The sequence below is a fragment of the Mycobacterium sp. NGS58 genome (assembly GCF_059812385.1).
Window position 1 is genome coordinate 1 of the sequence record NZ_JCALCO010000031.1, and the last position, 23,811, is coordinate 23,811.

The following is a 23,811-nucleotide window of genomic DNA, read 5'->3' on the forward strand; positions in this document are numbered from 1 at the left end:
GCTGGGTGCCAGGGTCGCCATCGGCGATGTCGACGAGGTGCGGGTGAAGGAGTCGGGCGCCGACCTGGGCCTCGACGTCTACGGCAAGCTCGACGTCACCGATCCGCAGTCGTTCTCCGATTTCCTGGACGAGGTCGAACGCCAGCTCGGCCCGATCGACGTGCTGATCAACAACGCCGGCATCATGCCCGTCGGCAGAATCGTCGACGAGCCGGACGCGGTCACCCGCCGAATCCTGGACATCAACGTCTACGGCGTGATCCTGGGCAGCAAGCTGGCCGCCCAGCGCATGGTCCCGCGGGCCAAGGGGCACGTCATCAACGTCGCCTCGCTGGCCGGTGAGCTCTACATCGTCGGCCTGGCCACCTACTGCGCCAGCAAGCACGCGGTGGTCGCGTTCACCGACTCGGCCCGGCTCGAATACCGTTCGGCCGGGGTCAAGTTCTCGACGGTGTTGCCCACGTTCGTCAACACCGAGCTGGTTGCCGGGACGCCGGGCATGAAGGGCTTCCGCAACGCGGAGCCCGCCGAGATCGCCGACGCCATCGTCAACCTGGTGGCCGACCCCAAGCCCCGGGTGCGGGTCACCAAAGCGGCGGGCGCAATGGTGGTATCCCAGAAGTTCTGGCCGCGCCGAATCGCCGAGGCGCTCAACCGAATGCTCGGCGGTGACCGCGTCTTCACCGACGACGTCGACGTCGCGAAGCGCCAGGCGTACGAGGCCCGCGCCCGCGGCGAAGAGTAATCGCGCACGAGCATTGTTCACCGAAGACGCGGACAATCGGCCGAGTGAGCCTAGAAACCCGAACCCCCGCGCCCGCGCTATCTCCGCTCTCCGACGACGAACTCGCCCTCCTCGACAAGTACTGGCGCGCCGCCAACTATCTGTCGGTCGGGCAGATCTATCTGCTGGACAACCCACTGCTGCAGGAGCCGCTGTCGACCGAGCACGTCAAACCGCGGTTGCTGGGGCACTGGGGCACCACGCCCGGGCTCAACCTGGTCTACGCGCACCTCAACCGGATCATCCGCAACCGCGACGCCGACGTCATCTACGTGACCGGGCCGGGTCACGGCGGCCCCGGGCTGGTCGCCAACGCCTATCTGGAGGGCACCTACAGCGAGGTGTACACCGGCATCGAGGAGGACGCCGAGGGGCTGCGCAAGCTGTTCCGGCAGTTCTCCTTCCCCGGCGGCATCCCCAGCCACGTGGCGGCCCAGACGCCGGGCTCCATCCACGAGGGTGGTGAGCTCGGCTACGCGCTGGTGCACGCCTACGGCGCGGCCCTGGACAATCCGTACCTCGTGGTGGCCTGCGTTGTCGGTGACGGCGAGGCCGAAACCGGGCCGCTGGCCGCCAGCTGGCATTCCAACAAGTTCCTCAACCCGGTGACCGACGGCGCCGTGCTGCCCATCCTGGCGCTCAACGGCTACAAGATCGCCAACCCGACGGTGCTGGCCCGCATCCCGCACGACGAGCTGGAAGCGCTGCTGCGGGGCTACGGCTACCGCCCGATCACGGTCGCCGGTGATGACCCGGCCGACGTGCATCAGCAACTGGCCGCCGCCCTCGACGACGCCTTCGACGACATCGCGGCCATCCAGGCCGCGGCCCGGGGCGGCCGTGAGGCCGAGCGACCCGTGTGGCCGATGATCGTGCTGCGCACGCCCAAGGGCTGGACCGGGCCCAAGGTGGTGGACGGCAAAAAGGTGGAGGGAACGTGGCGTTCGCATCAGGTGCCGCTGTCCGAGACGCACGACAATCCCGAGCACCGCGCCCAGCTCGAGGAATGGCTGCGCAGCTACGCGCCCGATCAGCTTTTCGACGAAAACGGCAGGCTGCGTGACGAATTGCGGGCGCTGGCACCCACCGGCGACCGCCGGATGAGCGCGAACCCCCACGCCAACGGCGGGCTGTTGCTGCACGATCTGGACCTGCCGGACTTTCGCGATTACGCCGTGGCCGTCGAGCGGCCGGCGGCCACCACGCACGAGGCCACCCGGGTGCTCGGCGCATTCTTGCGCGACGTGATCGCCCGCAACCGCGACCGCTTCCGGCTGATGGGGCCCGACGAGACGGCGTCCAATCGGCTCGACGCGGTCTTCGGGTCCACCGACAAAGTGTGGCTTTCGGAGGTGGAGCCGGACGACGAGCACCTGGCGCCCGACGGCCGCGTGATGGAGGTGCTTTCCGAGCACCTGTGCCAGGGCTGGCTGGAGGGCTACCTGCTGACGGGCCGGCACGGGTTGTTCAACTGCTACGAAGCGTTCGTGCACATCGTCGACTCGATGCTGAACCAGCACGCGAAATGGCTTGCCACCAGCCGGGATTTGCCGTGGCGCAGGCCGATCGCGTCGCTCAACTACCTGCTCAGCTCGCACGTCTGGCGCCAGGACCACAATGGCGCGTCCCACCAGGACCCCGGCTTCATCGACCTGGTCGCCAACAAGCGACCGGAGCTGACCCGCGTGTACCTGCCGCCGGACGGCAACACGCTGCTCTCGGTGGCCGATCACTGCCTGCGCAGCCGGGACTACATCAACGTCATCGTCGCCGGCAAGCAACCCGCGCTGGCCTACCTCGACATGGACGCCGCGATCGCGCACTGCACTCGCGGGCTGGGCATCTGGCCCTGGGCGAGCACGGCCACCGACGAGCCCGACGTGGTGCTGGCCTGCGCCGGCGACATCCCCACCCTCGAGACGCTGGCCGCCGCCGACATCCTGCGCCGCGAACTGCCCGAGCTGGGCGTCCGGGTGATCAACATCGTCGACTTGATGCGGCTGCAGCCGGACTCCGAGCACCCGCACGGCCTGCCGGACCGCGAGTTCGACGCGCTGTTCACCCGCGACAAGCCGGTCATCTTCGCCTACCACGGCTATCCCTGGCTGATCCACCGGCTCACCTACAGCCGCACCAACCACGCCCACCTGCACGTGCGCGGCTTCAAGGAACGCGGCACCACGACCACGCCCTTCGACATGGTGATGCTCAACGATTTGGACCGCTTCCACCTGGTGATGGACGTCATCGACCGGGTGGACGGGCTGGCCAGTCGCGCCGCCATGCTGCGTCAGCGCATGGTCGACGCGCGCCTCGCGGCCCGGATGTACACCCGCGAGCACGGCGAGGACGACCCGCGGATCGCCGGTTGGACCTGGGCGTCCGAGTGACCTGACGGCGAGGACGCCGTCGGGTCAGTCCGCAGGGCGTCGCACATCCGTAAATCTCGGCGAACTGTCGGGCCGTCCGGCGCCGGTAAACTGGTCGGATGCTTGACGCCGCCGGGACAGCCGACAGTCAGCTCGCGGTTTCCCAGCCCGCGGCGCTGCACAGATTCCGGATCCACCTCGACCTCGCCGTCGTCGTGGTTGTCCTGGTGCTGACCAACCTGATTGCACACTTCACCACCCCGTGGGCGAGCATCGCCACCGTCCCGGCCGCGGCCATCGGGCTGGTCATCTTGATGCGCTGGCGGGGCCTGGGCTGGGCGGACCTCGGTCTCGGACGCGAGCACTGGAAGCCCGGCTTCGGTTACGCACTGGCCGCCGTGGCGGTCGTGGCTTCGGTGATCGCGCTGGGCGTGCTGCTGCCGGCGACCCGGCCGATGTTCATGAACAACCGGTACGCCACGATCTCCGGAGCAATGGTCGCCTCGATGGTCGTCATCCCGCTGCAGACCGTCATTCCCGAGGAGCTGGCCTTTCGGGGCGTTCTGCACGGCGCACTCAACCGGGCCTGGGGTTTTCGCGGCGTCGCCCTGGCCGGTTCGTTGTTGTTCGGGTTGTGGCACGTCGCGACGTCGTTCGGGCTGACCAGCAGCAACGTGGGTTTCACCCGGCTGTTCGGCGGCGGGCTGGTGGGCATGATGATCGGCGTCACCGGGGCGGTGCTCGCGACCGGGGCCGCCGGATTCGTCTTCAGCTGGCTGCGCCGGCGCAGCGGCAGCCTGATCGCGCCCATCGCGTTGCACTGGTCGTTGAACGGGCTCGGTGCGCTGGCCGCCGCGTTGGTGTGGCATCTGTCCACCTGACGCCGAATCAGACTAGCAACACCGCCGCGCCGGCAATGCGGCCGGCGCTCAGATCCGCCAGCGCCCGATCCGCTTGTCCCAGCGGATATTCCGGCGTCGTTACCTCAATGTGATGGTGACTTGCGAAGTCAAGGAAGGCCCGCGCGTCCGCCCGGGTATTGGATGTGACCGATCGGACCTGGCGTTCCTGGAACAGGTGGCGCTGGTAGTTCAGGGTCGGGATATCGGAGAGGTGAATTCCGGCGATCGCCAGGGTGCCGCCGCGGTCCAGCGCTTCCAGCGCGGGCAGCACCAGATCACCCACCGGGGCAAACAGGATCGCGGCGTCCAGCGGCACCGGGGGCGGATCGGCGGCGCCTTGCGCCGACGCCGCGCCGAGCTGCAACGCCAGTTCTTGCGCCTGGGACCCGCGGGTCATCACGTGCACCTCGGCGCCTTGCGCCAGCGCCACCTGGGCGGTGATGTGGGCGCTGCCTCCGAAGCCGTACAGGCCCAGGCGCCCGCCGGGCGGCAACTCGGCGCGCAGCAGCGAGCGATAGCCGATGATGCCCGCGCACAACAATGGCGCCAGCTCGCTATCGCTGTAGCCGATCGGCAGGGGATGCGCGAAAGCGGCCGGGACGGTGGCGAATTCGGCGTAGCCGCCGTCGGCGTCCCATCCGGTGTAACGGGAGTGGGGGCATAGGTTCTCGTCGCCACGACGGCAGTATTTGCATTCGCCGCAGGTGTGGCGCAGCCAGGCGATGCCTACCCGGTCCCCCACCCGGAATTCGCCGCCGGCCTCCGGTCCCATTTCGATGACCTCACCAACAACTTCGTGGCCCGGCGTGACCCGGTCGCGGTGCACCGGCAGGTCACCCTCGGTGACGTGCAAGTCGGTGCGACAGACCCCGCACGCGCGCACGGCCACCAGGAGTTCGGACGGTCCTGGGCGCGGTACCTCGGTGGTGACCTGTTCCAGCGGGCCGGTGTTCATCGGCCCGGGTCGGCGTACGCGCCAGGCGCGCATCGCCGTGGTGGTCGCCGGCGGAGGCATCAATCCATCATGCCGCTAACCACCACGGTCGCAACGCGTTAGGCCGATTATGTCCTGCGGGCCATGCCGACGACCCAGAGCAGGAGCAGGGCGCCGAGCAGCGCTGTGAAGAAGGTGAAGATGATGCCGCCACCAGCGGTGTTGACGAAGAAGCTCAGGATGAAGCCACCGATCAGGGCGCCCACGATACCGATGACTATGTCCATCACGATGCCGGCTCCGCTACCCCTGATGATCCTGCTGGCGAGGGCGCCGGCGAGACCGCCGATGATGATGTAACCGATCCAGCCGACGCTGGTCAAAGTGCTGGAGCGGGCAAGAAATTCGGTAGCTGCCATGACGGTCATGAATGTCTCCTTGCAATCGCTGGCAAAGCCCAGCGATTTGCTGGGCAGTCATTTCGGTATACCCAGTCCGGGTTACGAAATGGGTGCCGAATTGGAGACGGTTGACCAGTCGGTTCAGTGCCGGTAAAGCGTCGCGGTCAGGCCGAGAGCGTCTGCTGCGGTGTCGGTGTGGGGGTCGGGCTGACCTCGGAGGCGGGCGCGCCACCGGGAACCGGCGCGGGTGCGCCAGGAGCCCCCGGGGCCGCGGGCGCCGGTGCGGGGGCGCCAGGAGCCCCCGGGGCCGCTGGCGCCGGTGCGGGCGCGCCCGGCGCAGGGGGTGTTCCGGGTGCCGGTGCTCCCGGGGCCGCGGGTGCACCCGGTGCGGGCGCTCCCGGCGCCGCCGGTGCTCCCGGAGCCGCGGACGGTGTCCACGCCTGGATCGACTCGGCGAGCGCCTTGGCCGCGCCCCTGTCCACCGGGTCGTTCGAGGTTCCGAGCCACACCACGAACCAGCGTTGGGCGGTCCCGCCGTTAGCCGAACCGACGACGCCCGTCCAGATCTGGCCATTCGGCTTGGACGCGTCGCTGAACTTGACTTCGTAATACGACGCGCTCCCGGTGCTGCCGTTGCTTCCGTTGAGCGGGGTGGCGTCCTGGTTGATCCGGGTGCCGGGGTAGGGCATGAAGAACTCGCCCATGTCCGACCCCAGCCGCACTGCGGCCTTGGCGTTGTTGGCTTCCGCACTGGCGTAGAGCTTCTGGTCCAGGCGGCCCATCACTATGCGGGTGTCATTGGCGACGGGTGGGGCCTGGTCGGGCGCCGGCGCCGGGCCGGTGACCTTGCTGAGCAGCGCCGAGCCGTAGTCGAGGTGCGACGCGTCCGACTCCACCCAGCCGGCGGGCAGGACGTAGCTGAATCCACCGACCGCGTTGGTGATCCGCCCGGCGTTCGGGTCGGCTGGCGGTGGCGGCGGTGCATTCGGGTCGACCGGCGGGGGCGGCGCCCCGTTGGGGTTGAGCGGCGGCGGGACCGCGTTGGGATCACCCGGTGCCGGTTGCCCATTCGGCGCCGGGGCGGCCGGCGGAGCGTTGGTCGCCGGCGCCCCCGGCGGGGCCGTGGCCGTGGACGGCGGCACCGGCGTCGGCACCTCGGGATCGGCGTTGGAAGTCGCCGGCAACGCGATGGCGACAGCGCTGGCACCGGTCACCGTGGTGATCGCCAGCGTCGTCCACAGTCCTTTGCGACGGGTCGAGGTCGGGTCCACCTGTTCCATGGCGACGAACCTACCGTGTTACCGCTGTGACGCAAGGGTGCATTGCGGACAAATGCGGCGCGGATTTACCGATGTTGCCAATGTGCAATCCATCGAACGGCCCCGAGGTTGCGCGCCGGGCCCTTTCAGCGGGGTGCAGGATGCAGCGACACCTCACGAGCCTTGACCGAGAACCAGACTCGATCCCCGGGCACCAATTGCAGCTCCGAAGCGGCATCGACGGTGATCTCCGCGGCGAGGCCCGGGGCGCCATCAGGTTGCTGCGCGCCACGCACCCACACCGCCGGGCCGCGGACATCCATCTCGGCCACGGTGACCTCAACGGTGTTGCGGGGGCTACCGTGCGGGCGATCGCGATAGACGGCCACCGCCGTCGGTGGGAACACCGCGATCGCATGCTGCTCCGGCGAAATCGGTTCGCCGCTCGCCGCACCCGCCGCATACCAGCGGTCGCCGGCCTGCGCACACAGCGAGCCGTCGCGGGCGATGGTTCCGTTGACCAGGTTGATGCCCGCGATGCGGGCCGCGAAATGACTGCGCGGCGTGCTGAGAACCTTGGGCACCGGGCCGATTTCGGCGATTTTGCCGGATTCCAGCACCATGACGCGATCGGCAAGGGTGAACACGTCCAGCAGGTCGTGGGTGACCAGGATCGCCGCGCAGCCCAAGCGGGTGATGACGTTGCGCAACACCGCCCGGATCGCGGCGGCCGCGGCGACGTCGAGGCCGGCGAGCGGTTCGTCGAGCAGCAACACGTCGGGTTCGGCCGCCAGCGCCCGCGCGATGGCGACGCGCTGGGCCTGTCCACCGGAAAGCTGTCGCGGTTTTCGGTCGGCGAAGCGCTCGGCATCCACCTCACGCAGCCAGCGCAGCGCCGTCGCCGTCTGGGCGGCGCGCGCCGGGCGTAGCCTCGGGCGCCGGCTGCGCGGTCCGAACGCGACGTTTGCGGCGACGCTCAGGTGCGGAAACAGCAACGCGTCCTGTAGCAGCAGCCCCACCCTGCGGTCACACGTCGCCACGTCGATCCCGGCCGCGGTGTCGGTCAGATCCCGGTTCCCCAGCCGCACCAACCCGTCATCGGGACGCAGCAGCCCGGCGATGACATGTAGCAGTGTCGATTTGCCGGCGCCATTCGCCCCGAGCACCGCGAGCACCTCGCCCGCGGCCACGGAGAATTCCACGTCCACATGGCGGTCCGCGACGACCGCGCGCAGCTGCAATTCGCTCATGGTTACCCGGTGTCGTTTCCGGCTAGCCGGCGAGTGCCCAGGCCCACCACCACCAGGGCCGCCACCACGACCAGCAGGATCGACAGCGCCACAGCGGCATTGGCGTCGGTCACGCGTTGCAGGTAGATCTCCAGCGGCAGCGTGCGGGTCACCCCCTGCCGGGACCCCGCAAACGTCAGCGTGGCGCCGAACTCGCCCAGCGAGCGGGCGAAGGCCAACACCGCCCCCGACATCAGGCCCGGCAACAGCAGCGGCAGGGTGACGCGCCACCAGACGACGCTCGGAGGGGCCCCCAGCGTCGCGGCCACCACCTCGAAATCGGCGCCCGCGGTGCGCGCTGCGCCCTCCAAAGAAATCACCAGGAACGGCAGCGAGACGAAGGTCTGTGCGAGTACCACGGCGGTGGTGCTGAACGCGATGCTGACACCGGCGGCTTCGAGGTAGCGCCCGAGTAAACCGAGCCGGCCGAACGCGTAGAGCAGCGCGATTCCGCCCACCACCGGCGGCAACACCAGGGGCAGCAGAATCAGGGGCCGAAGCAACCGGATTATTCGTGCGGTGCTGCGGGCCAGCACCAGCGCCATCGGCACCCCCAGCGCCACGCACAGCACGGTGCTGGCGGCGGCGGTCTTCAGGCTCAGGAACAACGCCGTACTTGACGACGAGCTGGTGATCAGCGACCAGAAGTGCGGCCAATCGACCTTGACCGCGATGGCCACCAGCGGCAGCACCACGAAGAGGGTCCCAACCGCCGCCGGGACATACACCCACCGGGGCAGATGCGTCGGCCGGTGCATCCGCGGCCTCAGGGCTTCGCGAAGCCGGCCTGGGCCAGGATCCGCCCCCCGGTCGGTGACGTCACCAGGTCGACGAACTTCTGCGCTTGCGCGGCCAGCGGCGCCTTCTTGAGCACCCCGATGGGATAGACGTTCACCGCCCCGGCGGCTTCTGGGAAGTTCACGGTCGCGACCTTGTTGCCGGCGGACTTGGCGTCGGTGACATATACCAGCGCGGCGTCGGCCTGGCCGCTGGTGACCTTGTTGAGGGCATCCGTCACGTTGAGTTCCTCGCTGACCGGGTTGAGGCGCACCCCGGTGCTGTCCTCGATGCGCTGGGTCGCGGCCCCGCACGGCACCGGTTGCTGACAGATCACCACGCTGAGGCCCGGCCGCGCCAGGTCGGCGAACGAGCTGACCGCCTTCGGGTCACCCGGGGCGGTGACGATGACCAACGTGTTCGATGCGAAGTTCGTCGGGGTGCCGGTCAACAAGCCGGCCTTGCTGACCTTGTCCATCTGGGCCGTGTCCGCCGAGGCGAAAACGTCCGCGATCGCGCCCTGTGTCAACTGAGTGGCCAGGTCGGACGAACCGGCGAACTCGAAGTCCACGGTGACGCCGGGATTTTGGTTCTTGAACTGCTGGCTGATCTCGGTGAACGCCGGCTTGAGGGATGCCGCGGCGAACACCATGACCTTGCCGGATGCCGGTGCGGTCTGCGACGGGGATGACTTCGGACCGCACCCGATCAGTCCCGCCGTCAGCACTGCCGAAACCACAGCGGTGAGGATCCCGATCCGGCGCATGGATGAACCCTAGCCCGCCGATGATGCGGCGGCCTCGGCGGTTGAATCGCCGCAAGAAAGTAGCGACCAAATAGTTACCCAAACGAGCCGCGCGTCGCACTGGGTAAAGTTTCGCCGACTAGCTACTGTCCAGTAACATGTGTCGGACCGATGCCATAACGCGTGAACACGAGGAGGTCATGGCATGGAGGTGCTGGTTACCGGCGGAGACACGGACCTGGGGCGCACGGTAGCCGAGGGCTTCCGCGATGACGGCCACAAAGTGACCCTCGTGGGAGCGCGCAAAAGCGAGCTGGAGATCGCCGCCAAGGAGCTCGAGGTCGACGCGATCGTCTGCGACACCACCGACCCGGTCAGCCTCGAAGAGGCCCGTCCCCTGTTCCCGCACCATCTGGACACCATCGTCAACGTGCCGGCACCCACCTGGGACGCCGGAGACCCGCGCACCTATTCGATCGCCGATACGGCCAACGCCTGGCGCAACGCCCTTGACGCGACGGTGCTTTCGGCGGTGTTGACCGTGCAGGCCGTGGGCGACCACCTGCGCTCGGGCGGCTCCATCATCACCGTGGTGCCCGAGAACCCGCCGGCGGGAAGCGCCGACGCCGCGATCAAGGCGACCTTGTCGAACTGGACCGCGGGCCAGGCGGGCATTTTCGGCACGCGCGGAATCACGGTCAACGTCATCGCGAGTGGCCGCAGCGCCGAGGCCGGCTACGACGGGCTCTCCCGCACGCCTGCGCCGGTGGCCGCCGAGGCCGCCCGATTGGCGTTGTTCTTGACCACCCCGGCGGCTCGCCACATCACCGGCCAGACCTTGCACGTGAGCCACGGCGCGCTCGCTCGTTTCGCCTGAGGCGTAGCGCGCACCCTTCTCCCGCGCCGGGCCGATCGCTACGGTGATTCTCGTGGCTATTCGACTCGGTCTGCAGATCCCCAATTTCTCCTACGGCACCGGGGTGGAGCAACTGTTCCCCACCGTCATCGCCCAAGCCCGCGAAGCCGAATCCGCCGGATTCGATTCGGTTTTCGTGATGGACCACTTCTACCAACTGCCGATGCTGGGATCGCCCGACCAGCCGATGCTGGAGGCCTACACTGCCCTGGGGGCGCTGGCCACTGCCACCGAGCGGGTGCAGCTGGGCACTTTGGTGACCGGCAATTCGTACCGAAACCCGAGCCTGCTCGCGAAGACCATCACCACACTGGACGTGGTGAGCCAGGGCCGCGCGATTCTGGGGATGGGCACCGGATGGTTTCAGCTCGAGCACGATCAGCTCGGCTTCGAATTCGGCACCTTCACCGATCGGTTCAACCGGCTCGACGAAGCCCTGCAGATCATCCTGCCGATGATCAAGGGCGAGCGGGCCACCTTCTCGGGCAAGTGGTACCGAACCAGCGAGGCGTTCGCCAATCCCCGCTTCCGGGAACACATTCCGCTGATGATCGGCGGCAGCGGCGAAAAGAAGACAATCCCGCTCGCCGCACGGCATTTCGACCACCTCAACGTGATCGCCGGTTTCGACGAGCTGCCGCGCAAGCTGGACGCGGTGCGCCGGTCCTGCGAAGAGGTGGGCCGCGACCCCGCCACCCTGGAAACCAGCACACTGACCACCGTGATGATCGACGAAAACGCGAGCCTCGATCAGATCCCCGCCGAGATGACGCAGCGGATGGTGGTCGGCACGCCGGATTCGGTCGCCGATCAGCTCAAGACCAAAGTGATCGATGCGGGCGTCGACGGCGTGATCATCAATCTGCCCTTCTACACACCCGGCGTCATCGAGGCGGCCGGCGAGGCGTTGCGCCCGCTCGTGGGCCTGTAGACGGTCGTGTGAAGTCGCGGATCGGCCATAGCGCGGTAATACTTCCGTGTAGCAGCGTTCACCTGTGCCACAACGGCGCAGCGCAGAAGCAAAGGGCCGGGACCGCCATGAAGAATGCAGCCTTGGTGGCGATCGCGGTAGGCGTGGCGTTGGTCCCGGCTCCCATCGCGCTCGCCGACAACGATTGGATCGCCATGGCGATATCGGACTCCACCGGCCGCATCAACATCGCCGACGGAGCATCCAGCCAGGGCGCGGCCGAGAAGGCGGTGATGGAGACGTGCCGCAAGACCATCAGCGACTGCCGTCTGCTGGCCAGCGGGCAGGGCGGGTGCATGGCCCTGGTCCTGAACGCGGCCAAATCCAGGTACTTCGGTGGCTGGGGTCCCACGCGCGAAGAAGCGGAGGCGGCGGCCCTGGGGCGCGCCCCCGGCGGAACGGTGCAGCCAGGCCACGATCACTGCGCGGGAGAAGGCTCCAGTCAGTGACGTCGGCGTCGCGTCGATAGGCTGATAACTGCGCCACAACGACCGCCGCCCACCAGGTATTTCACTTGCGCACCACCGTTAGTGTTGCAAACAACACATGCGTATCAGCTAGGTCTCTGGGTATCCGCGTTACTAGCGTGGTGGTTAATTGCAGTCGCGCGTCCAGAAGCCCCCGTCAGGAGCAGCTGAAACATGAGCCCCCAGCCAGAAATCCCAGCTGGACCGGAGCGCCGTCACCAGGTCGTCATCATCGGCTCCGGATTCGGTGGACTCAACGCGGCAAAGAAACTCAAGCACGCTAACGTCGACATCAAACTGATCGCCCGCACCACCCATCACTTGTTCCAGCCCCTGCTGTACCAGGTGGCGACGGGCATTGTGTCCGAAGGCGATATCGCGCCGCCCACCCGTGTCGTCCTGCGCCGCCAGCGCAATGTTCAGGTGCTGCTCGGTGACGTCACGCACATCGACCTGGAGGGCAAGTTCGTGGTGTCCGACTTGCTCGGGCATACCTACGACACTCCCTACGACAGCTTGATCATCGCCGCCGGCGCCGGCCAGTCGTATTTCGGCAACGATCATTTCGCCGAGTTCGCACCCGGCATGAAGTCGATCGACGATGCACTCGAGGTGCGCGGCCGGATCCTGAGCGCGTTCGAGCAGGCCGAGCGGTCTCGCGACCCGGAGCGCCGCGCCAAGCTGCTGACGTTCACCGTGATCGGGGCGGGCCCCACCGGCGTCGAAATGGCCGGGCAGATCGCGGAATTGGCGTCCTACACGCTGAAGGGCTCCTTCCGGCACATCGACTCGACGAGAGCGCGGGTGATCCTGCTCGACGCCGCGCCCGCCGTGCTGCCACCGTTCGGCGACAAGCTGGGTCAGCGCGCGGCGGCCCGGCTGGAGAAGATGGGCGTGGAGATCCAATTGGGCGCGATGGTGACCGACGTCGACCGCAACGGAATCACCGTCAAGGATTCCGACGGCACGGTCCGGCGCATCGAATCGGCCTGCAAGGTCTGGTCCGCCGGAGTGGCAGCCAGCCCGCTGGGCCGGGATCTAGCCGATCAGTCGTCCGTCGAGCTGGACCGGGCCGGCCGGGTCAAGGTGCTGCCGGACCTGTCCGTCCCCGGTCACCCGAACGTATTCGTCATCGGCGACCTGGCCGCCGTTGAAGGCGTGCCGGGAGTGGCCCAGGGTGCCATCCAGGGCGCCAAGTACGTCGCGAGCGCCATCAAGGCCGAGCTCGGTGGCGCCAACCCGGCCGAACGGGAGCCGTTCCAGTACTTCGACAAGGGCTCGATGGCCACGGTGTCGCGGTTCTCCGCGGTCGCCAAGATCGGGCCGGTCGAGTTCAGCGGCCTGTTCGCCTGGTTCGCGTGGCTGGTGCTGCACCTGGTCTACCTGGTCGGCTTCAAGACCAAGATCAGCACGCTGCTGTCCTGGACGGTCACGTTCCTGAGCACTCGGCGCGGCCAGCTCACCATCACCGAGCAGCAGGCATTCGCCCGCACCCGGCTGGAACAGTTGGCCGTGCTCGCGGCCGAGACCAAACGGCCGGCGGCAGGCGGGCCAGCTAGCCCGCCCCAGTCCTCTTCCAATGAGGTTGCCGGACAGCGTATTCCATCGAAGACCGGTTACCGCGGCGCCGATCAGGCTTCGCGAATCTCGAGATTCTGCAGTCGCACCTGACCACGGGCGACGACCCGGTCGTCGCCGTCGGTGATGGTGACCAGCCACAATTGCTGGCTTCGGCCGCGGTGGATGGGCTCGACGGTGCCGTACACCATTCCCGAGCCGATGGAACGCAGGAAGTCGGTGTTGTTGTTGACGCCCACCACATTTCCGCCGCCGCGAGTGGCCAGCCAGGTGTAGGCGGCCACACTGGCCATGCTCTCGATCATCGAGCAGTAAACGCCGCCGTGAACCAAACCCATCGGCTGCAACAGCTTGGGCGTCACCTCGAGCTGTGCGCGAGCCCCGTCGGGGCTGAGTTCGGTGAATTGCAGCCCAATCTCGCGATCGAAGGGTGCGGCGAAGTCCGGCGGGAGGATCGTTTTCTGCGACTCTGGCACGTCCATGTGTCTACACCATGGCCCCGGCGAGCAGGGCCGGCGGCGGAAGCTGGTGGGAAAACGGCGGAGCCCCGTGCCTTGTGGGCACGGGGCTCGCCGATCGAGTGGACCGGGGGTCGCTGCAGCCCTCAGGACACTCACACGGTCCGTATCGCTCGACCCGATCAGCATAGGCAAGGCTGCCCTAACTTTGCAAGCGTTATGCTGCTCTTCGTCCGCGGTGGGAGCGCACGACTACCGGCACAGTGATTTGTCAGGCTTCCGTACGACCGTCGGTAGTAAGCCGGAGTAGTCTTGATTCGACGCTCAGGAGATGAACGAACTATGGCCAAACTGACACGGCTGGGGGATCTGGAACGGGCCGTTATGGACCACCTATGGTCCATGCCCGAGCCTCAGACCGTTCGCCAGGTCCATGAGGCATTGTCGGCACAGCGCGACCTGGCCTACACGACGATCATGACCGTGCTGCAGCGGTTGGCTAAGAAGAACCTCGTTTCCCAGATCCGCGACGACCGGGCACACCGGTACGCACCCGTGCACGGGCGTGACGAACTGGTCGCCGGGCTGATGGTGGATGCGCTGGCCCAGGCCGAAGATCCCGGCGGCAGGCAGGCTGCGCTGGTGCACTTCGTCGAACGTGTCGGCGCCGACGAGGCGGAGGCGCTGCGGCGCGCACTTGCCGAACTGGAAGCCAATCAGCGCAAGAACTCGACATCTGCTGGCGCTGGCCCGGAGGGCTGAGGGACACTAACAGTGTGTCCGCGCTGGCTTTCACCATTATCGCGGTGCTACTGACCGGCCCGGTGCCGGCTATGTTGGCACGCGCGCGCTGGCCGCTGCGCGCCCCGCGCGCGGCAATGGTGCTCTGGCAAGCTGTTGCGCTGGCCGCGGTCCTATCGGCATTCAGCGCAGGCATCGCGATCGCCACCCGGTTGCTTGTGCCCGGCCGCGACGGCCGGCCCACGACCAGCGTCGTCGGCGCCGCCGACCGCCTCGGCTGGCCGCTGTGGACGCTCTACGTCAGCGTTTTCGCCCTGACCGTCCTGGTCGGTGCCCGGCTGATGGTCGCGGTCATCCGGGTGGCCATCGCCAACCGGAAGCGGCGGGCCCACCACCGGATGGTGGTCGACCTGGTCGGAGTCGGCCATGGCGCGGCGAAATCCCAGGCCTGCGCCCGCACCCGCGACCTTCGCGTGCTGGAGGTCTCCCAACCGCTCGCCTACTGCCTGCCCGGCGTGCGCAGCCGCGTGGTGGTCAGCGAGGGGACGCTGAGCACGCTCGCGGACCCCGAAGTCGAGGCGATCCTCACGCACGAGCGCGCCCATCTGCGGGCGCGACATGACCTGGTGCTGGAGGCTTTCACCGCCGTGCACGCGGCGTTCCCGCGGCTGGTCCGCAGCGCCAACGCGCTCGGCGCGGTCCAGCTTCTGGTCGAGCTGCTCGCCGACGACGCGGCGGTCCGTGCCGCGGGTCGCGCTCCCCTGGCCCGGGCGCTGGTCGCATGCGCATCGGGGCGGACCCCGTCGGGCGCGCTCGCGGCAGGCGGCCCCAGTACGGTGCTGAGGGTGCGCCGGCTGGGCGGACGCGGCAACAGCCCGCTGTTGTCTGCCGCCGCATACCTGGCCGCGGCGGTGATATTCGTCGGGCCCACGGTCGCGCTGGCCGTCCCGTGGCTCACCGAACTGGAACGCTTGTTCAACCTCTGACGCCGCCGAGAGCCGATCACCCCGGGCGCTCAACTGTTCGCTGTGCCACAGTGGCACCGAAAGCTTTTCGGACAAGTTCTCCTAATTGAGAGGCGAAATGATGAGTTCGTCGGATGCGAAGACCGGCACCGCGCAGATCGGCGTCACGGGACTGGCCGTGATGGGTTCCAACATCGCCCGTAACTTCGCCCGGCACGGCTACACCGTGGCGTTGCACAACCGCTCGATCGCCAAAACCGATGCGCTGCTCGAAGAGCACGGCGACGAGGGTACGTTCGTGCGCTCGGAAACCATTGCGGAATTCCTGGACGCGCTGGAGAAGCCGCGTCGGGTGCTGATCATGGTCAAGGCCGGCGACCCCACCGATGCCGTCATCAACGAGCTCGCCGACGCGATGGAAGAAGGCGACATCATCATCGACGGCGGCAACGCCCTGTACACCGACACCATCCGCCGGGAGAAGGCGATGCGCGAACGGGGCCTGCACTTCGTCGGCGCCGGCATCTCCGGTGGCGAGGAGGGAGCGCTCAACGGGCCGTCGATCATGCCGGGCGGCCCCGCGGAGTCCTACACATCGCTGGGCCCGCTGCTCGAAGAGATCTCCGCCCACGTCGACGGCGTGCCATGCTGCACCCACATCGGCCCCGACGGCGCGGGCCACTTCGTCAAGATGGTGCACAACGGCATCGAGTACTCCGATATGCAGCTCATCGGCGAGGCCTACCAGTTGTTGCGCGACGGCCTGGGCAAGACCGCACCCGAGATCGCCGACGTGTTCGCCGAGTGGAACAAGGGCGACCTGGACAGCTTCCTGATCGAGATCACCGCCGAGGTGCTGCGCCAGACCGACGCCAAGACCGGCAAGCCGCTGGTCGACCTCATCCTCGACGAGGCCGAGCAGAAGGGCACCGGACGCTGGACCGTGAAGTCGGCACTCGATCTCGGTGTGCCGGTGACCGGTATCGCCGAGGCGGTGTTCGCCCGTGCCCTGTCCGGCTCGGTCGCCCAGCGCAAGGCCACCACCGGCCTCGCCTCCGGCAAACTGGGCGAGAAGCCAAGCGACGCAACACAGTTCATCGACGACGTGAGCAAGGCGTTGTACGCCTCGAAGATCATCGCCTACGCCCAGGGTTTCAACCAGATCCAGGCGGGCAGCGCCGAGTACGACTGGGGAATCACCCCGGGCGACATGGCGACGATCTGGCGCGGCGGCTGCATCATCCGCGCGAAGTTCCTCAACCGGATCAAGGAGGCGTTCGACGCCGACGCCGACCTGCCGAGCCTGGTCGTCGCGCCCTACTTCCGCAGCGCCATCGAGGAATCCATCGACAGCTGGCGCCGGGTCGTGGTGAAGGCCACCGAACTCGGCATTCCGATCCCCGGCTTCGCCTCGGCCCTGTCCTACTACGACGCGCTGCGCACCGAGCGACTGCCCGCAGCGCTCACCCAGGGCCTGCGCGACTTCTTCGGCGCACACACCTACGGCCGGATCGACGACGACCCGGAGAAGCGCTTCCACACACTGTGGAGCGGCGATCGCACCGAAGTGCCCGCGTAGCCGGGCAACACCAGAGGGCATAAAGGGGGCTTGAGTTGGCGGGGAGACTGCGATGAGGTTTCTCGACGGGCACAGGCCCGCATACGATTTGACCTACAACGACGTGTTCGTGATGCCGAACCGCTCAGAGGTCGCGTCCCGCTTTGACGTCGACCTGTCCACCAGTGACGGCTCGGGCACGACGATCCCGGTCATCGTCGCCAACATGACCGCGGTGGCGGGGCGCCGGATGGCCGAAACCATCGCGCGTCGCGGCGGGCTGGTGATCTTGCCGCAGGATCTGCCGATCACCGCGGTGCAGCAGACGGTGGAGTTCGTCAAGAGCCGCGACCTGGTGCTCGACACGCCGGTGGTGCTCGGGCCCGACGACTCGGTGTCCGACGCGACTGCACTGATCCACAAGCGTGCCCACGGTGTCGCCGTGGTCACCTTCGAGGGCCGTCCCCTCGGTCTGGTGAGCGAATCCTCGTGCCTGGGCGTGGATCGCTTCACCCGGGTGCGCGACGTCGCGATCACCGACTTCGTCACGGCCCCGGTGGGAACCGAGCCCCGCAAGGTGTTCGATCTGCTCGAGCAGTCAGCGATCGGCGTCGCCGTCATGACGAATGCCGACGGAACGCTGGCCGGCGTGCTGACCCGCACCGGTGCCATCCGCGCGGGCCTGTACACCCCGGCAGTCGACGCGCGGGGCCGGCTGCGCGTCGGTGCGGCCGTCGGCATCAACGGCGACGTCGGGGCCAAGGCGCGATCGCTGGTCGAGGCCGGCATCGACCTGTTGGTCATCGACACCGCGCACGGGCATCAGGTGAAGACCATGGAGGCGATCCGGATGGTCGCGGCGCTGCGGCTGGGTGTGCCGCTGGCCGCCGGCAACGTGGTCTCGGCGGAGGGTACCCGCGATCTGCTGGGCGCCGGCGCCAATATCGTCAAGGTCGGCGTCGGCCCGGGCGCGATGTGCACCACCAGAATGATGACCGGCGTAGGCCGCCCCCAGTTCTCCGCCGTCGTTGAATGTGCATCGGCGGCAAGGGAATTGGGCGGACACGTGTGGGCCGACGGCGGGATTCGGCATCCGCGCGACGTGGCGCTCGCGCTGGCCGCCGGGGCGTCCAACGTGATGATCGGCTCGTGGTTCGCCGGCACGTACGAGTCGCCCGGGGACCTGATGCGCGACCGCGACGACCAGCCGTACAAGGAGAGCTACGGCATGGCCTCCAAGCGGGCGGTGGTCGCGCGCAGCGGCGCGGAAACCGCCTTCGATCGAGCCCGCAAGGCGTTGTTCGAGGAAGGCATCTCGACATCCCGGATGGGGCTGGATCCGGCCCGTGGCGGCGTCGAGGATTTGCTCGACCACATCACCTCGGGCGTGCGCAGCACCTGCACCTATGTCGGCGCCGCGGACCTGGCGCAGCTGTACGAGCGGGTCGTGGTCGGGGTGCAGTCGACCGCGGGTTTCGCCGAGGGGCATCCGCTGCCGCAGGGCTGGTGACCGCCGACCGGCGTGGCCCGGGCCCGGCGCCGGCGCGCGGGCTAGCATAAGACAGCAAAGACGGAAGCAACCGCGACCACTCCACCACCGGGCAGCGAAAGGATCGACGTGCCGCAGGCACCCGTGCCAGCCATCGGCTCGCGGGCGCACGGGCCGTCAGACGAATCGCCCGGTGGGGAGCCTCCTCCGGGGCCCTCTCTGCTCAGCGAAACCGATAACCCGGCCGGCTGGCGGCGCCGCCCATGAACGTCACCGTCACCGTTGTCAGCATCGTGGCGATCGCGGTGCTCATCTTCGGCAACGCAGTTTTCGTCGCCGCGGAGTTCTCGCTGACCACGTTGGACCGCAGCGCCGTCGAGGCGAACGCCCGCGGCGGTGGGCGCCGCGACCGCTGGATTCGCCGCGCCCACCACCGGCTGTCGTTTCAGCTGTCGGGTGCACAGTTGGGCATCTCGATCACCACGCTGGCGGCCGGTTACCTGACCGATCCGATGGTGGGAGACTTGCCGCACCCGTGGCTGGATGCCATTGGCGTACCCGACAAGGTCGGTGACGCCGTCATGGCCTTCCTCGTGTTGGTGATCGTGACGTCGATGTCGATGGTGTTCGGCGAGCTCGTCCCCAAATATTTGGCGGTGGCGCGTCCGTTGTCGACGGCCCGCACCGTCGTGAGCGCCCAGATGTTGTTCTCGCTCCTGCTCACTCCGGCGATCCGGCTGACCAACGGGGCCGCGAACTGGATCGTGCGCCGGCTCGGCGTTGAACCGGCCGAAGAGCTGCGGTCCGCTCGATCCCCGCAAGAGCTGATGTCGCTGGTGCGCTCGTCGGCGCGCAGTGGCGCCCTGGACGCCGCCACGGCCGCCCTGGTGCGGCGATCGCTACAGTTCGGCGCCCTGAGCGCCGAGGAGCTGATGACACCCCGGTCCAAGATCGTGGCGCTGCAGACCGACGATACGGTCGCGGACCTGGTGTCCGCGGCCGCCGAGTCCGGATTCTCCCGCTTCCCCATCGTCGACGGCGACCTCGACGAGACGGTCGGCATCGTGCACGTCAAGCAGGTGTTCGCCATCCCGCGCAACGAACGCGGCCGCACCAGGCTGATCACGGTGGCCCAACCCGTCCCGAAGGTGCCGTCAACGCTGGACGGCGACGCGGTGATGGCCGAGATCCGGGCCAACAACCTGCAGACCGCGTTGGTCGTCGACGAATACGGCGGCACCGCCGGCATGGTGACCGTCGAGGACCTGATCGAAGAGATCGTCGGCGACGTCCGCGACGAGCACGACGACGCGACTCCGGACGTGGTGCCCGCCGGCACCGGCTGGCGGGTGTCGGGCCTGCTGCGCATCGACGAGGTGGCCACCGCCATCGGTTTCCGGGCGCCCGAAGGCCCGTATGAGACCATCGGCGGGCTGGTGCTGCGCGAGATCGGTCACATTCCGGTGGCCGGGGACACGGTCACGCTGCCCGCGTTGGATTCGGACGGCTTGCTGGACGCGGTGACGCGTTGGCAGGCAACGGTGATCCGGATGGACGGACGCAGGATCGACCTGGTCGAACTCGTCGAACTGAGCAGTCACGGTGAAATCCCCGCGGTGGGGGCACGCCGATGAGCGACACCTTGGGCCTGGCGCTGGCCTGCGTGCTGATCGGGGTGAACGCGTTCTTCGTCGGCGCGGAGTTCTCGCTGATCTCGGCGCGCCGCGACCGCCTCGAGGCCCTGGCCGAGCAGGGCAGGGCGGCCGCGGTCACGGTGATACGCGCCGGTGAGCAGCTGCCCTCCATGCTGGCCGGTGCCCAATTGGGCGTGACGGCCGCGTCGCTGCTGCTCGGGCGGATCGGCGAGTCGGCTGTGTCCAACGTGCTGCGAACGGCGTTGGGGCTCACCGGAATTCACCCGACACTGCTGCACACGCTGTCGTTCGCGATCGCGCTGGCCATCGTGGTGACACTGCACGTGTTGCTGGGCGAGATGGTGCCGAAGAACATCGCACTGGCCGGCCCCGAGCGCACCGCGATGCTGCTGGTCCCGCCCTATCTGGCCTATGTGCGGGCCGTCCGGCCGTTCATCGTGTTCTACAACAAGTGCGCCAGTGCGGTGGTGCGCGCGTTCGGCGTCGAACCCAAGGACGAACTGGAGATCACAGTCTCACCCGTCGAGCTCAGCGAGATGATCGCCGAATCGGAATCCGAAGGCCTGCTGGACCGGGAGGAACGCACCCGGCTGACCCGGGCGCTGCAAATACGCCACCGCGTAGTCGGTGACGTCGCGGTCCCCCTCGCCAGCGTGCATGCGGTACCGGTCGCCGCGGCGGGCTCGGGCCCGACGGTCGGGGCTGTCGAGCAAGCGCTGGCCCGGACCGGTTACTCCCGATTCCCGGTGGCGAGCGTCGGCGGCGCCTTCCTCGGATACCTGCACATCAAGGACGTGCTGACGCTGGGCGACGATCCGCGGACTGTGATCGATCTGGCGAAGGTGCGGCCGCTGCCGCGGCTGTCGCGATCACTGCCCCTGGCCGACGCCCTGTCGCGGATGCGGCGCAGCAACAGCCATCTGGCCCTGGTGACCGACGAAACCGGAGGCGTGGTGGCCATGGTGGCGATGGAAGACCTGGTTGAAGACCTGGTCGGCACCATGCGGGAGGCGTAGGACACTGGCCGGCCGGGTCGACTGCGCGCAGCCCGTATGATCTTCACGGCTACCAGTTAAGAAAGTGCTGGAGGGCGCAGCACCGTCTGCACGCGGAACATGCGTTGCTGGAAATACATCCCGGTGCTCGCCCGCAGCGTCGTTCTTGGGGCTGCCAGCGCGGCCTGACCTGCTGTGGCGGATCGTGCGGATAACGCTCACGAGGCTGCGCTCGGTAGGCTTATGACATTGCCAATCTGGCCCGACGATGGTCCGGTGCGGCCCGTGATGGAGGAGAATCATGACTGATCGCGTGTCGGCGGGGAACTTGCGCGTCGCCCGAGTGCTCTATGACTTCGTGAACAACGAGGCCTTGCCCGGCACCGACATCGATCCGGACAGCTTCTGGGCGGGCGTCGACAAGGTGGTCACGGACCTCAGCCCCAAGAACCAGGATTTGCTGCGCCGGCGTGACGAGCTGCAGGCACAGATCGACAAGTGGCATCGCCAGCGAGTCATCGAGCCGCTCGACATCGAGGCGTACCGCGAGTTCCTCGCCGAAATCGGTTACCTGCTACCCGAACCCGCGGACTTCACCATCACGACCTCCGGTGTGGACGACGAGATCACCACGACCGCCGGCCCGCAGCTGGTGGTGCCGGTGCTGAACGCGCGGTTCGCGCTGAACGCCGCCAACGCGCGCTGGGGCTCGCTCTATGACGCCCTCTATGGCACCGACGTCATCCCCGAGAGCGACGGCGCCGAGAAGGGCACTAGCTACAACAAGGTCCGCGGCGACAAGGTGATCGCCTACGCGCGCAAGTTCCTCGACGAGGCCGTGCCGCTGGAATCCGGGTCATGGGCCGACGCCACGGGGCTCAGTGTCGAGGACGGCCAGCTCAAGATCGCGACGGGCGACGGCTCCGTCGGCCTGGCCGACGCGAAGCAGTTCGCCGGCTACAGCGGTGAGCTCGGCTCCCCCAACTGGTCGGTGTTGCTGGCCAACCACGGCCTGCACATCGAGATCCTGATCGACCCGCAATCACCGGTCGGCAAGACCGACTCCGCGGGCATCAAGGACGTGGTCCTCGAGTCGGCCATCACCACGATCATGGACTTCGAGGACTCGGTGGCCGCCGTCGACGCCGACGACAAGGTGCTCGGCTACCGCAACTGGCTCGGGCTGAACAAGGGCGACCTGTCCGAAGAGGTCAACAAGGACGGCAAGACCTTCACCCGGGTGCTCAACGAGGACCGCACCTACACCACACCCGACGGCGAGGGCGAGTTGACGTTGCCCGGCCGCAGCCTGCTGTTCGTCCGCAACGTCGGTCACCTGATGACCAACGACGCGATCGTCGACGCCGAGGGTAACGAGGTGTTTGAGGGCATCATGGATGCCCTGTTCACCGGCCTGACCGCGATCCACGGCCTGAAGACCGGCGACGCGAACGGGCCACTGGCCAACAGCCGCACGGGGTCCATCTACATCGTCAAGCCCAAGATGCACGGCCCCGACGAGGTCGCCTACACCTGCGAGCTGTTCAGCCGGGTCGAGGACGTCCTCGGCCTGCCCCAGGGCACCCTCAAGGTCGGCATCATGGATGAGGAACGGCGCACCACCGTCAACCTCAAGGCGTGCATCAAGGCCGCCGCCGACCGCGTCGTGTTCATCAACACCGGCTTCCTGGACCGCACCGGCGACGAGATCCACACCTCGATGGAGGCCGGGCCGATGATCCGCAAGGGCGCGATGAAGAGCACCGCGTGGATCAAGGCCTATGAGGACGCCAACGTCGACATCGGCCTGGCGGCCGGCTTCAAGGGCAAGGCCCAGATCGGTAAGGGTATGTGGGCAATGACCGAGCTGATGGCCGACATGGTCGAGCAGAAGATCGGCCAGCCGAAGGCGGGCGCGACCACCGCGTGGGTGCCGTCGCCGACGGCGGCCACCCTGCACGCGATGCACTACCACTACGTCGATGTGGGCGCCGTGCAGGAGGAGCTCGCCGGCAAGAAGCGCACCAAGATCGAGGAGTTGCTGACCATTCCGCTGGCCAAGGAACTGGCCTGGGCTCCAGAGGAGATCCGCGAGGAGGTCGACAACAACTGCCAGTCCATTCTGGGCTACGTGGTGCGCTGGGTCGCGCAGGGCGTCGGCTGCTCGAAGGTGCCCGACATTCACGATGTGGCACTCATGGAAGACCGTGCCACGCTGCGCATTTCGAGCCAGCTGCTGGCCAACTGGCTGCGCCACGGCGTGATCACCGAGGAGGACGTGCGGGCCAGCCTGGAGCGGATGGCCCCGCTGGTCGACGAGCAGAACGCCAAGGACGCGGCCTACAAGCCGATGGCTCCCGACTTCGACGACAGCATCGCGTTCCTGGCCGCCCAGGATCTGATCCTGACCGGTACGCAGCAACCCAACGGTTACACCGAGCCGATCCTGCATCGCCGCCGGCGTGAGGCCAAGGCACACGCCGCGCAGTCGAATTGAGCCTGCGCTCAAATCGGGTTCGAACGTGTAATAGTGCCGGCGATGACTAAAATCGGCGCCGA

The 23,811-nt window shown here is 67.9% G+C and carries 20 protein-coding genes and 2 pseudogenes; 14 read left to right on the plus strand and 8 right to left on the minus strand.

What is annotated here, in order from left to right; genetic code table 11:
- The 3 genes from AC5Y4H_RS23160 to AC5Y4H_RS23170 all read left to right on the plus strand — a co-directional run.
- The coding region (locus AC5Y4H_RS23160) for an SDR family oxidoreductase (protein ID WP_499985597.1) at positions 1-745 on the plus strand (745 nt) is incomplete at its 5' end.
- A 44-nt stretch (positions 746-789) separates the two neighbouring features.
- Positions 790-3,174 carry a phosphoketolase family protein gene (locus tag AC5Y4H_RS23165; protein ID WP_499985600.1) on the plus strand — a complete coding sequence of 795 codons (2,385 nt, stop codon included), beginning with the start codon at positions 790-792 and terminating at the stop codon, positions 3,172-3,174.
- A 98-nt stretch (positions 3,175-3,272) separates the two neighbouring features.
- A complete protein-coding gene (locus AC5Y4H_RS23170; RefSeq protein ID WP_499985603.1) occupies positions 3,273-4,034 on the plus strand; it encodes a CPBP family intramembrane glutamic endopeptidase in 762 nt (253 codons plus the stop codon).
- A 7-nt stretch (positions 4,035-4,041) separates the two neighbouring features.
- Here the strand turns inward: AC5Y4H_RS23170 and AC5Y4H_RS23175 are convergent, their stop codons facing one another.
- The 7 genes and pseudogenes from AC5Y4H_RS23175 to modA form a co-directional block, all read right to left on the minus strand.
- Entirely contained in the window at positions 4,042-5,070 is a 1,029-nt protein-coding gene (locus AC5Y4H_RS23175; protein ID WP_499985608.1) for a zinc-binding alcohol dehydrogenase family protein, read from the minus strand.
- 47 nt (positions 5,071-5,117) lie between these two features.
- On the minus strand, positions 5,118-5,417 hold the full coding sequence (locus tag AC5Y4H_RS23180) for a GlsB/YeaQ/YmgE family stress response membrane protein (RefSeq protein WP_499985612.1): 300 nt from the start codon (positions 5,415-5,417) through the stop codon (positions 5,118-5,120).
- A gap of 203 nt (positions 5,418-5,620) precedes the next feature.
- Positions 5,621-5,734, minus strand: a pseudogene (locus AC5Y4H_RS23185) (hypothetical protein); the annotation flags it as partial.
- A 72-nt stretch (positions 5,735-5,806) separates the two neighbouring features.
- Positions 5,807-6,670 (minus strand): annotated as a pseudogene (locus tag AC5Y4H_RS23190) (alanine and proline-rich secreted protein Apa); the annotation flags it as partial.
- A 125-nt stretch (positions 6,671-6,795) separates the two neighbouring features.
- The gene (locus AC5Y4H_RS23195; protein ID WP_499985614.1) at positions 6,796-7,899 is read right to left on the minus strand and encodes a sulfate/molybdate ABC transporter ATP-binding protein; all 1,104 of its coding nucleotides are present in this window, start codon (positions 7,897-7,899) and stop codon (positions 6,796-6,798) included.
- Positions 7,900-7,901: 2 nt separating this feature from the next.
- Entirely contained in the window at positions 7,902-8,696 is a 795-nt protein-coding gene (locus AC5Y4H_RS23200; protein ID WP_499985616.1) for an ABC transporter permease, read from the minus strand.
- A gap of 8 nt (positions 8,697-8,704) precedes the next feature.
- The gene (gene modA, locus AC5Y4H_RS23205) at positions 8,705-9,481 is read right to left on the minus strand and encodes a molybdate ABC transporter substrate-binding protein (protein WP_499985620.1); all 777 of its coding nucleotides are present in this window, start codon (positions 9,479-9,481) and stop codon (positions 8,705-8,707) included.
- A 184-nt stretch (positions 9,482-9,665) separates the two neighbouring features.
- On the opposite strand from modA, the gene AC5Y4H_RS23210 reads away from it, so the two are divergent.
- The 4 genes from AC5Y4H_RS23210 to AC5Y4H_RS23225 all read left to right on the plus strand — a co-directional run bounded on the left by AC5Y4H_RS23210 (position 9,666) and on the right by AC5Y4H_RS23225 (position 13,484).
- Positions 9,666-10,337, plus strand: a complete 672-nt coding sequence (locus AC5Y4H_RS23210) for an SDR family oxidoreductase (RefSeq protein ID WP_499985622.1) — start codon at positions 9,666-9,668, stop codon at positions 10,335-10,337.
- A gap of 52 nt (positions 10,338-10,389) precedes the next feature.
- Complete coding sequence (locus tag AC5Y4H_RS23215; RefSeq protein ID WP_499985624.1) at positions 10,390-11,307, plus strand: LLM class F420-dependent oxidoreductase; 918 nt, start codon at positions 10,390-10,392, stop codon at positions 11,305-11,307.
- Between the two features lie 107 nt (positions 11,308-11,414).
- Positions 11,415-11,795 (plus strand): DUF4189 domain-containing protein, encoded by a 381-nt coding sequence (locus tag AC5Y4H_RS23220; RefSeq protein ID WP_499985627.1) that lies wholly within the window; start codon positions 11,415-11,417, stop codon positions 11,793-11,795.
- 192 nt (positions 11,796-11,987) lie between these two features.
- Positions 11,988-13,484, plus strand: a complete 1,497-nt coding sequence (locus AC5Y4H_RS23225) for an NAD(P)/FAD-dependent oxidoreductase (protein WP_499985630.1) — start codon at positions 11,988-11,990, stop codon at positions 13,482-13,484.
- Here AC5Y4H_RS23225 and AC5Y4H_RS23230 read toward each other — a convergent pair.
- Entirely contained in the window at positions 13,445-13,873 is a 429-nt protein-coding gene (locus tag AC5Y4H_RS23230; RefSeq protein ID WP_499985632.1) for a PaaI family thioesterase, read from the minus strand. The two genes, AC5Y4H_RS23225 and AC5Y4H_RS23230, sit on opposite strands and share 40 nt — an antisense overlap.
- A 318-nt stretch (positions 13,874-14,191) precedes the next feature.
- Between AC5Y4H_RS23230 and AC5Y4H_RS23235 the strand changes: the two genes are divergently transcribed.
- The 7 genes from AC5Y4H_RS23235 to AC5Y4H_RS23265 all read left to right on the plus strand — a co-directional run bounded on the left by AC5Y4H_RS23235 (position 14,192) and on the right by AC5Y4H_RS23265 (position 23,749).
- Positions 14,192-14,611 carry a BlaI/MecI/CopY family transcriptional regulator gene (locus AC5Y4H_RS23235; protein WP_499985634.1) on the plus strand — a complete coding sequence of 140 codons (420 nt, stop codon included), beginning with the start codon at positions 14,192-14,194 and terminating at the stop codon, positions 14,609-14,611.
- 14 nt (positions 14,612-14,625) lie between these two features.
- On the plus strand, positions 14,626-15,576 hold the full coding sequence (locus AC5Y4H_RS23240; protein ID WP_499985637.1) for a M56 family metallopeptidase: 951 nt from the start codon (positions 14,626-14,628) through the stop codon (positions 15,574-15,576).
- A gap of 100 nt (positions 15,577-15,676) precedes the next feature.
- On the plus strand, positions 15,677-17,134 hold the full coding sequence (gene gnd / locus AC5Y4H_RS23245; protein ID WP_499985640.1) for an NADP-dependent phosphogluconate dehydrogenase: 1,458 nt from the start codon (positions 15,677-15,679) through the stop codon (positions 17,132-17,134).
- Positions 17,135-17,186: 52 nt separating this feature from the next.
- Positions 17,187-18,623, plus strand: coding sequence for a GuaB1 family IMP dehydrogenase-related protein (locus tag AC5Y4H_RS23250; RefSeq protein ID WP_499985642.1), 1,437 nt, complete (start codon positions 17,187-17,189; stop codon positions 18,621-18,623).
- A gap of 242 nt (positions 18,624-18,865) precedes the next feature.
- Positions 18,866-20,236, plus strand: a complete 1,371-nt coding sequence (locus AC5Y4H_RS23255; RefSeq protein ID WP_499985644.1) for a hemolysin family protein — start codon at positions 18,866-18,868, stop codon at positions 20,234-20,236.
- Positions 20,233-21,273, plus strand: a complete 1,041-nt coding sequence (locus tag AC5Y4H_RS23260) for a hemolysin family protein (protein WP_499985647.1) — start codon at positions 20,233-20,235, stop codon at positions 21,271-21,273. The genes AC5Y4H_RS23255 and AC5Y4H_RS23260 overlap by 4 nt, the downstream gene beginning before the upstream one ends.
- A 280-nt stretch (positions 21,274-21,553) precedes the next feature.
- On the plus strand, positions 21,554-23,749 hold the full coding sequence (locus tag AC5Y4H_RS23265) for a malate synthase G (RefSeq protein ID WP_499985649.1): 2,196 nt from the start codon (positions 21,554-21,556) through the stop codon (positions 23,747-23,749).
- Positions 23,750-23,811 lie beyond the last annotated feature (62 nt).

Excerpts from the sequence above, each read along its gene's own strand:
- AC5Y4H_RS23175 (WP_499985608.1), bottom strand. The coding sequence starts at position 5,070 with ATGCCTCCGCCGGCGACCACCACGGCGATGCGCGCCTGGCGCGTACGC.
- AC5Y4H_RS23255 (WP_499985644.1), top strand. The coding sequence starts at position 18,866 with ATGAACGTCACCGTCACCGTTGTCAGCATCGTGGCGATCGCGGTGCTC.
- AC5Y4H_RS23220 (WP_499985627.1), top strand. The coding sequence starts at position 11,415 with ATGAAGAATGCAGCCTTGGTGGCGATCGCGGTAGGCGTGGCGTTGGTC.
- AC5Y4H_RS23170 (WP_499985603.1), top strand. The coding sequence starts at position 3,273 with ATGCTTGACGCCGCCGGGACAGCCGACAGTCAGCTCGCGGTTTCCCAG.
- modA (WP_499985620.1), bottom strand. The coding sequence starts at position 9,481 with ATGCGCCGGATCGGGATCCTCACCGCTGTGGTTTCGGCAGTGCTGACG.
- AC5Y4H_RS23225 (WP_499985630.1), top strand. The coding sequence starts at position 11,988 with ATGAGCCCCCAGCCAGAAATCCCAGCTGGACCGGAGCGCCGTCACCAG.
- AC5Y4H_RS23265 (WP_499985649.1), top strand. The coding sequence starts at position 21,554 with ATGACTGATCGCGTGTCGGCGGGGAACTTGCGCGTCGCCCGAGTGCTC.
- AC5Y4H_RS23200 (WP_499985616.1), bottom strand. The coding sequence starts at position 8,696 with ATGCACCGGCCGACGCATCTGCCCCGGTGGGTGTATGTCCCGGCGGCG.
- gnd (WP_499985640.1), top strand. The coding sequence starts at position 15,677 with ATGAGTTCGTCGGATGCGAAGACCGGCACCGCGCAGATCGGCGTCACG.
- AC5Y4H_RS23230 (WP_499985632.1), bottom strand. The coding sequence starts at position 13,873 with ATGGACGTGCCAGAGTCGCAGAAAACGATCCTCCCGCCGGACTTCGCC.
- AC5Y4H_RS23260 (WP_499985647.1), top strand. The coding sequence starts at position 20,233 with ATGAGCGACACCTTGGGCCTGGCGCTGGCCTGCGTGCTGATCGGGGTG.
- AC5Y4H_RS23195 (WP_499985614.1), bottom strand. The coding sequence starts at position 7,899 with ATGAGCGAATTGCAGCTGCGCGCGGTCGTCGCGGACCGCCATGTGGAC.
- AC5Y4H_RS23250 (WP_499985642.1), top strand. The coding sequence starts at position 17,187 with ATGAGGTTTCTCGACGGGCACAGGCCCGCATACGATTTGACCTACAAC.
- AC5Y4H_RS23180 (WP_499985612.1), bottom strand. The coding sequence starts at position 5,417 with ATGACCGTCATGGCAGCTACCGAATTTCTTGCCCGCTCCAGCACTTTG.
- AC5Y4H_RS23235 (WP_499985634.1), top strand. The coding sequence starts at position 14,192 with ATGGCCAAACTGACACGGCTGGGGGATCTGGAACGGGCCGTTATGGAC.
- AC5Y4H_RS23210 (WP_499985622.1), top strand. The coding sequence starts at position 9,666 with ATGGAGGTGCTGGTTACCGGCGGAGACACGGACCTGGGGCGCACGGTA.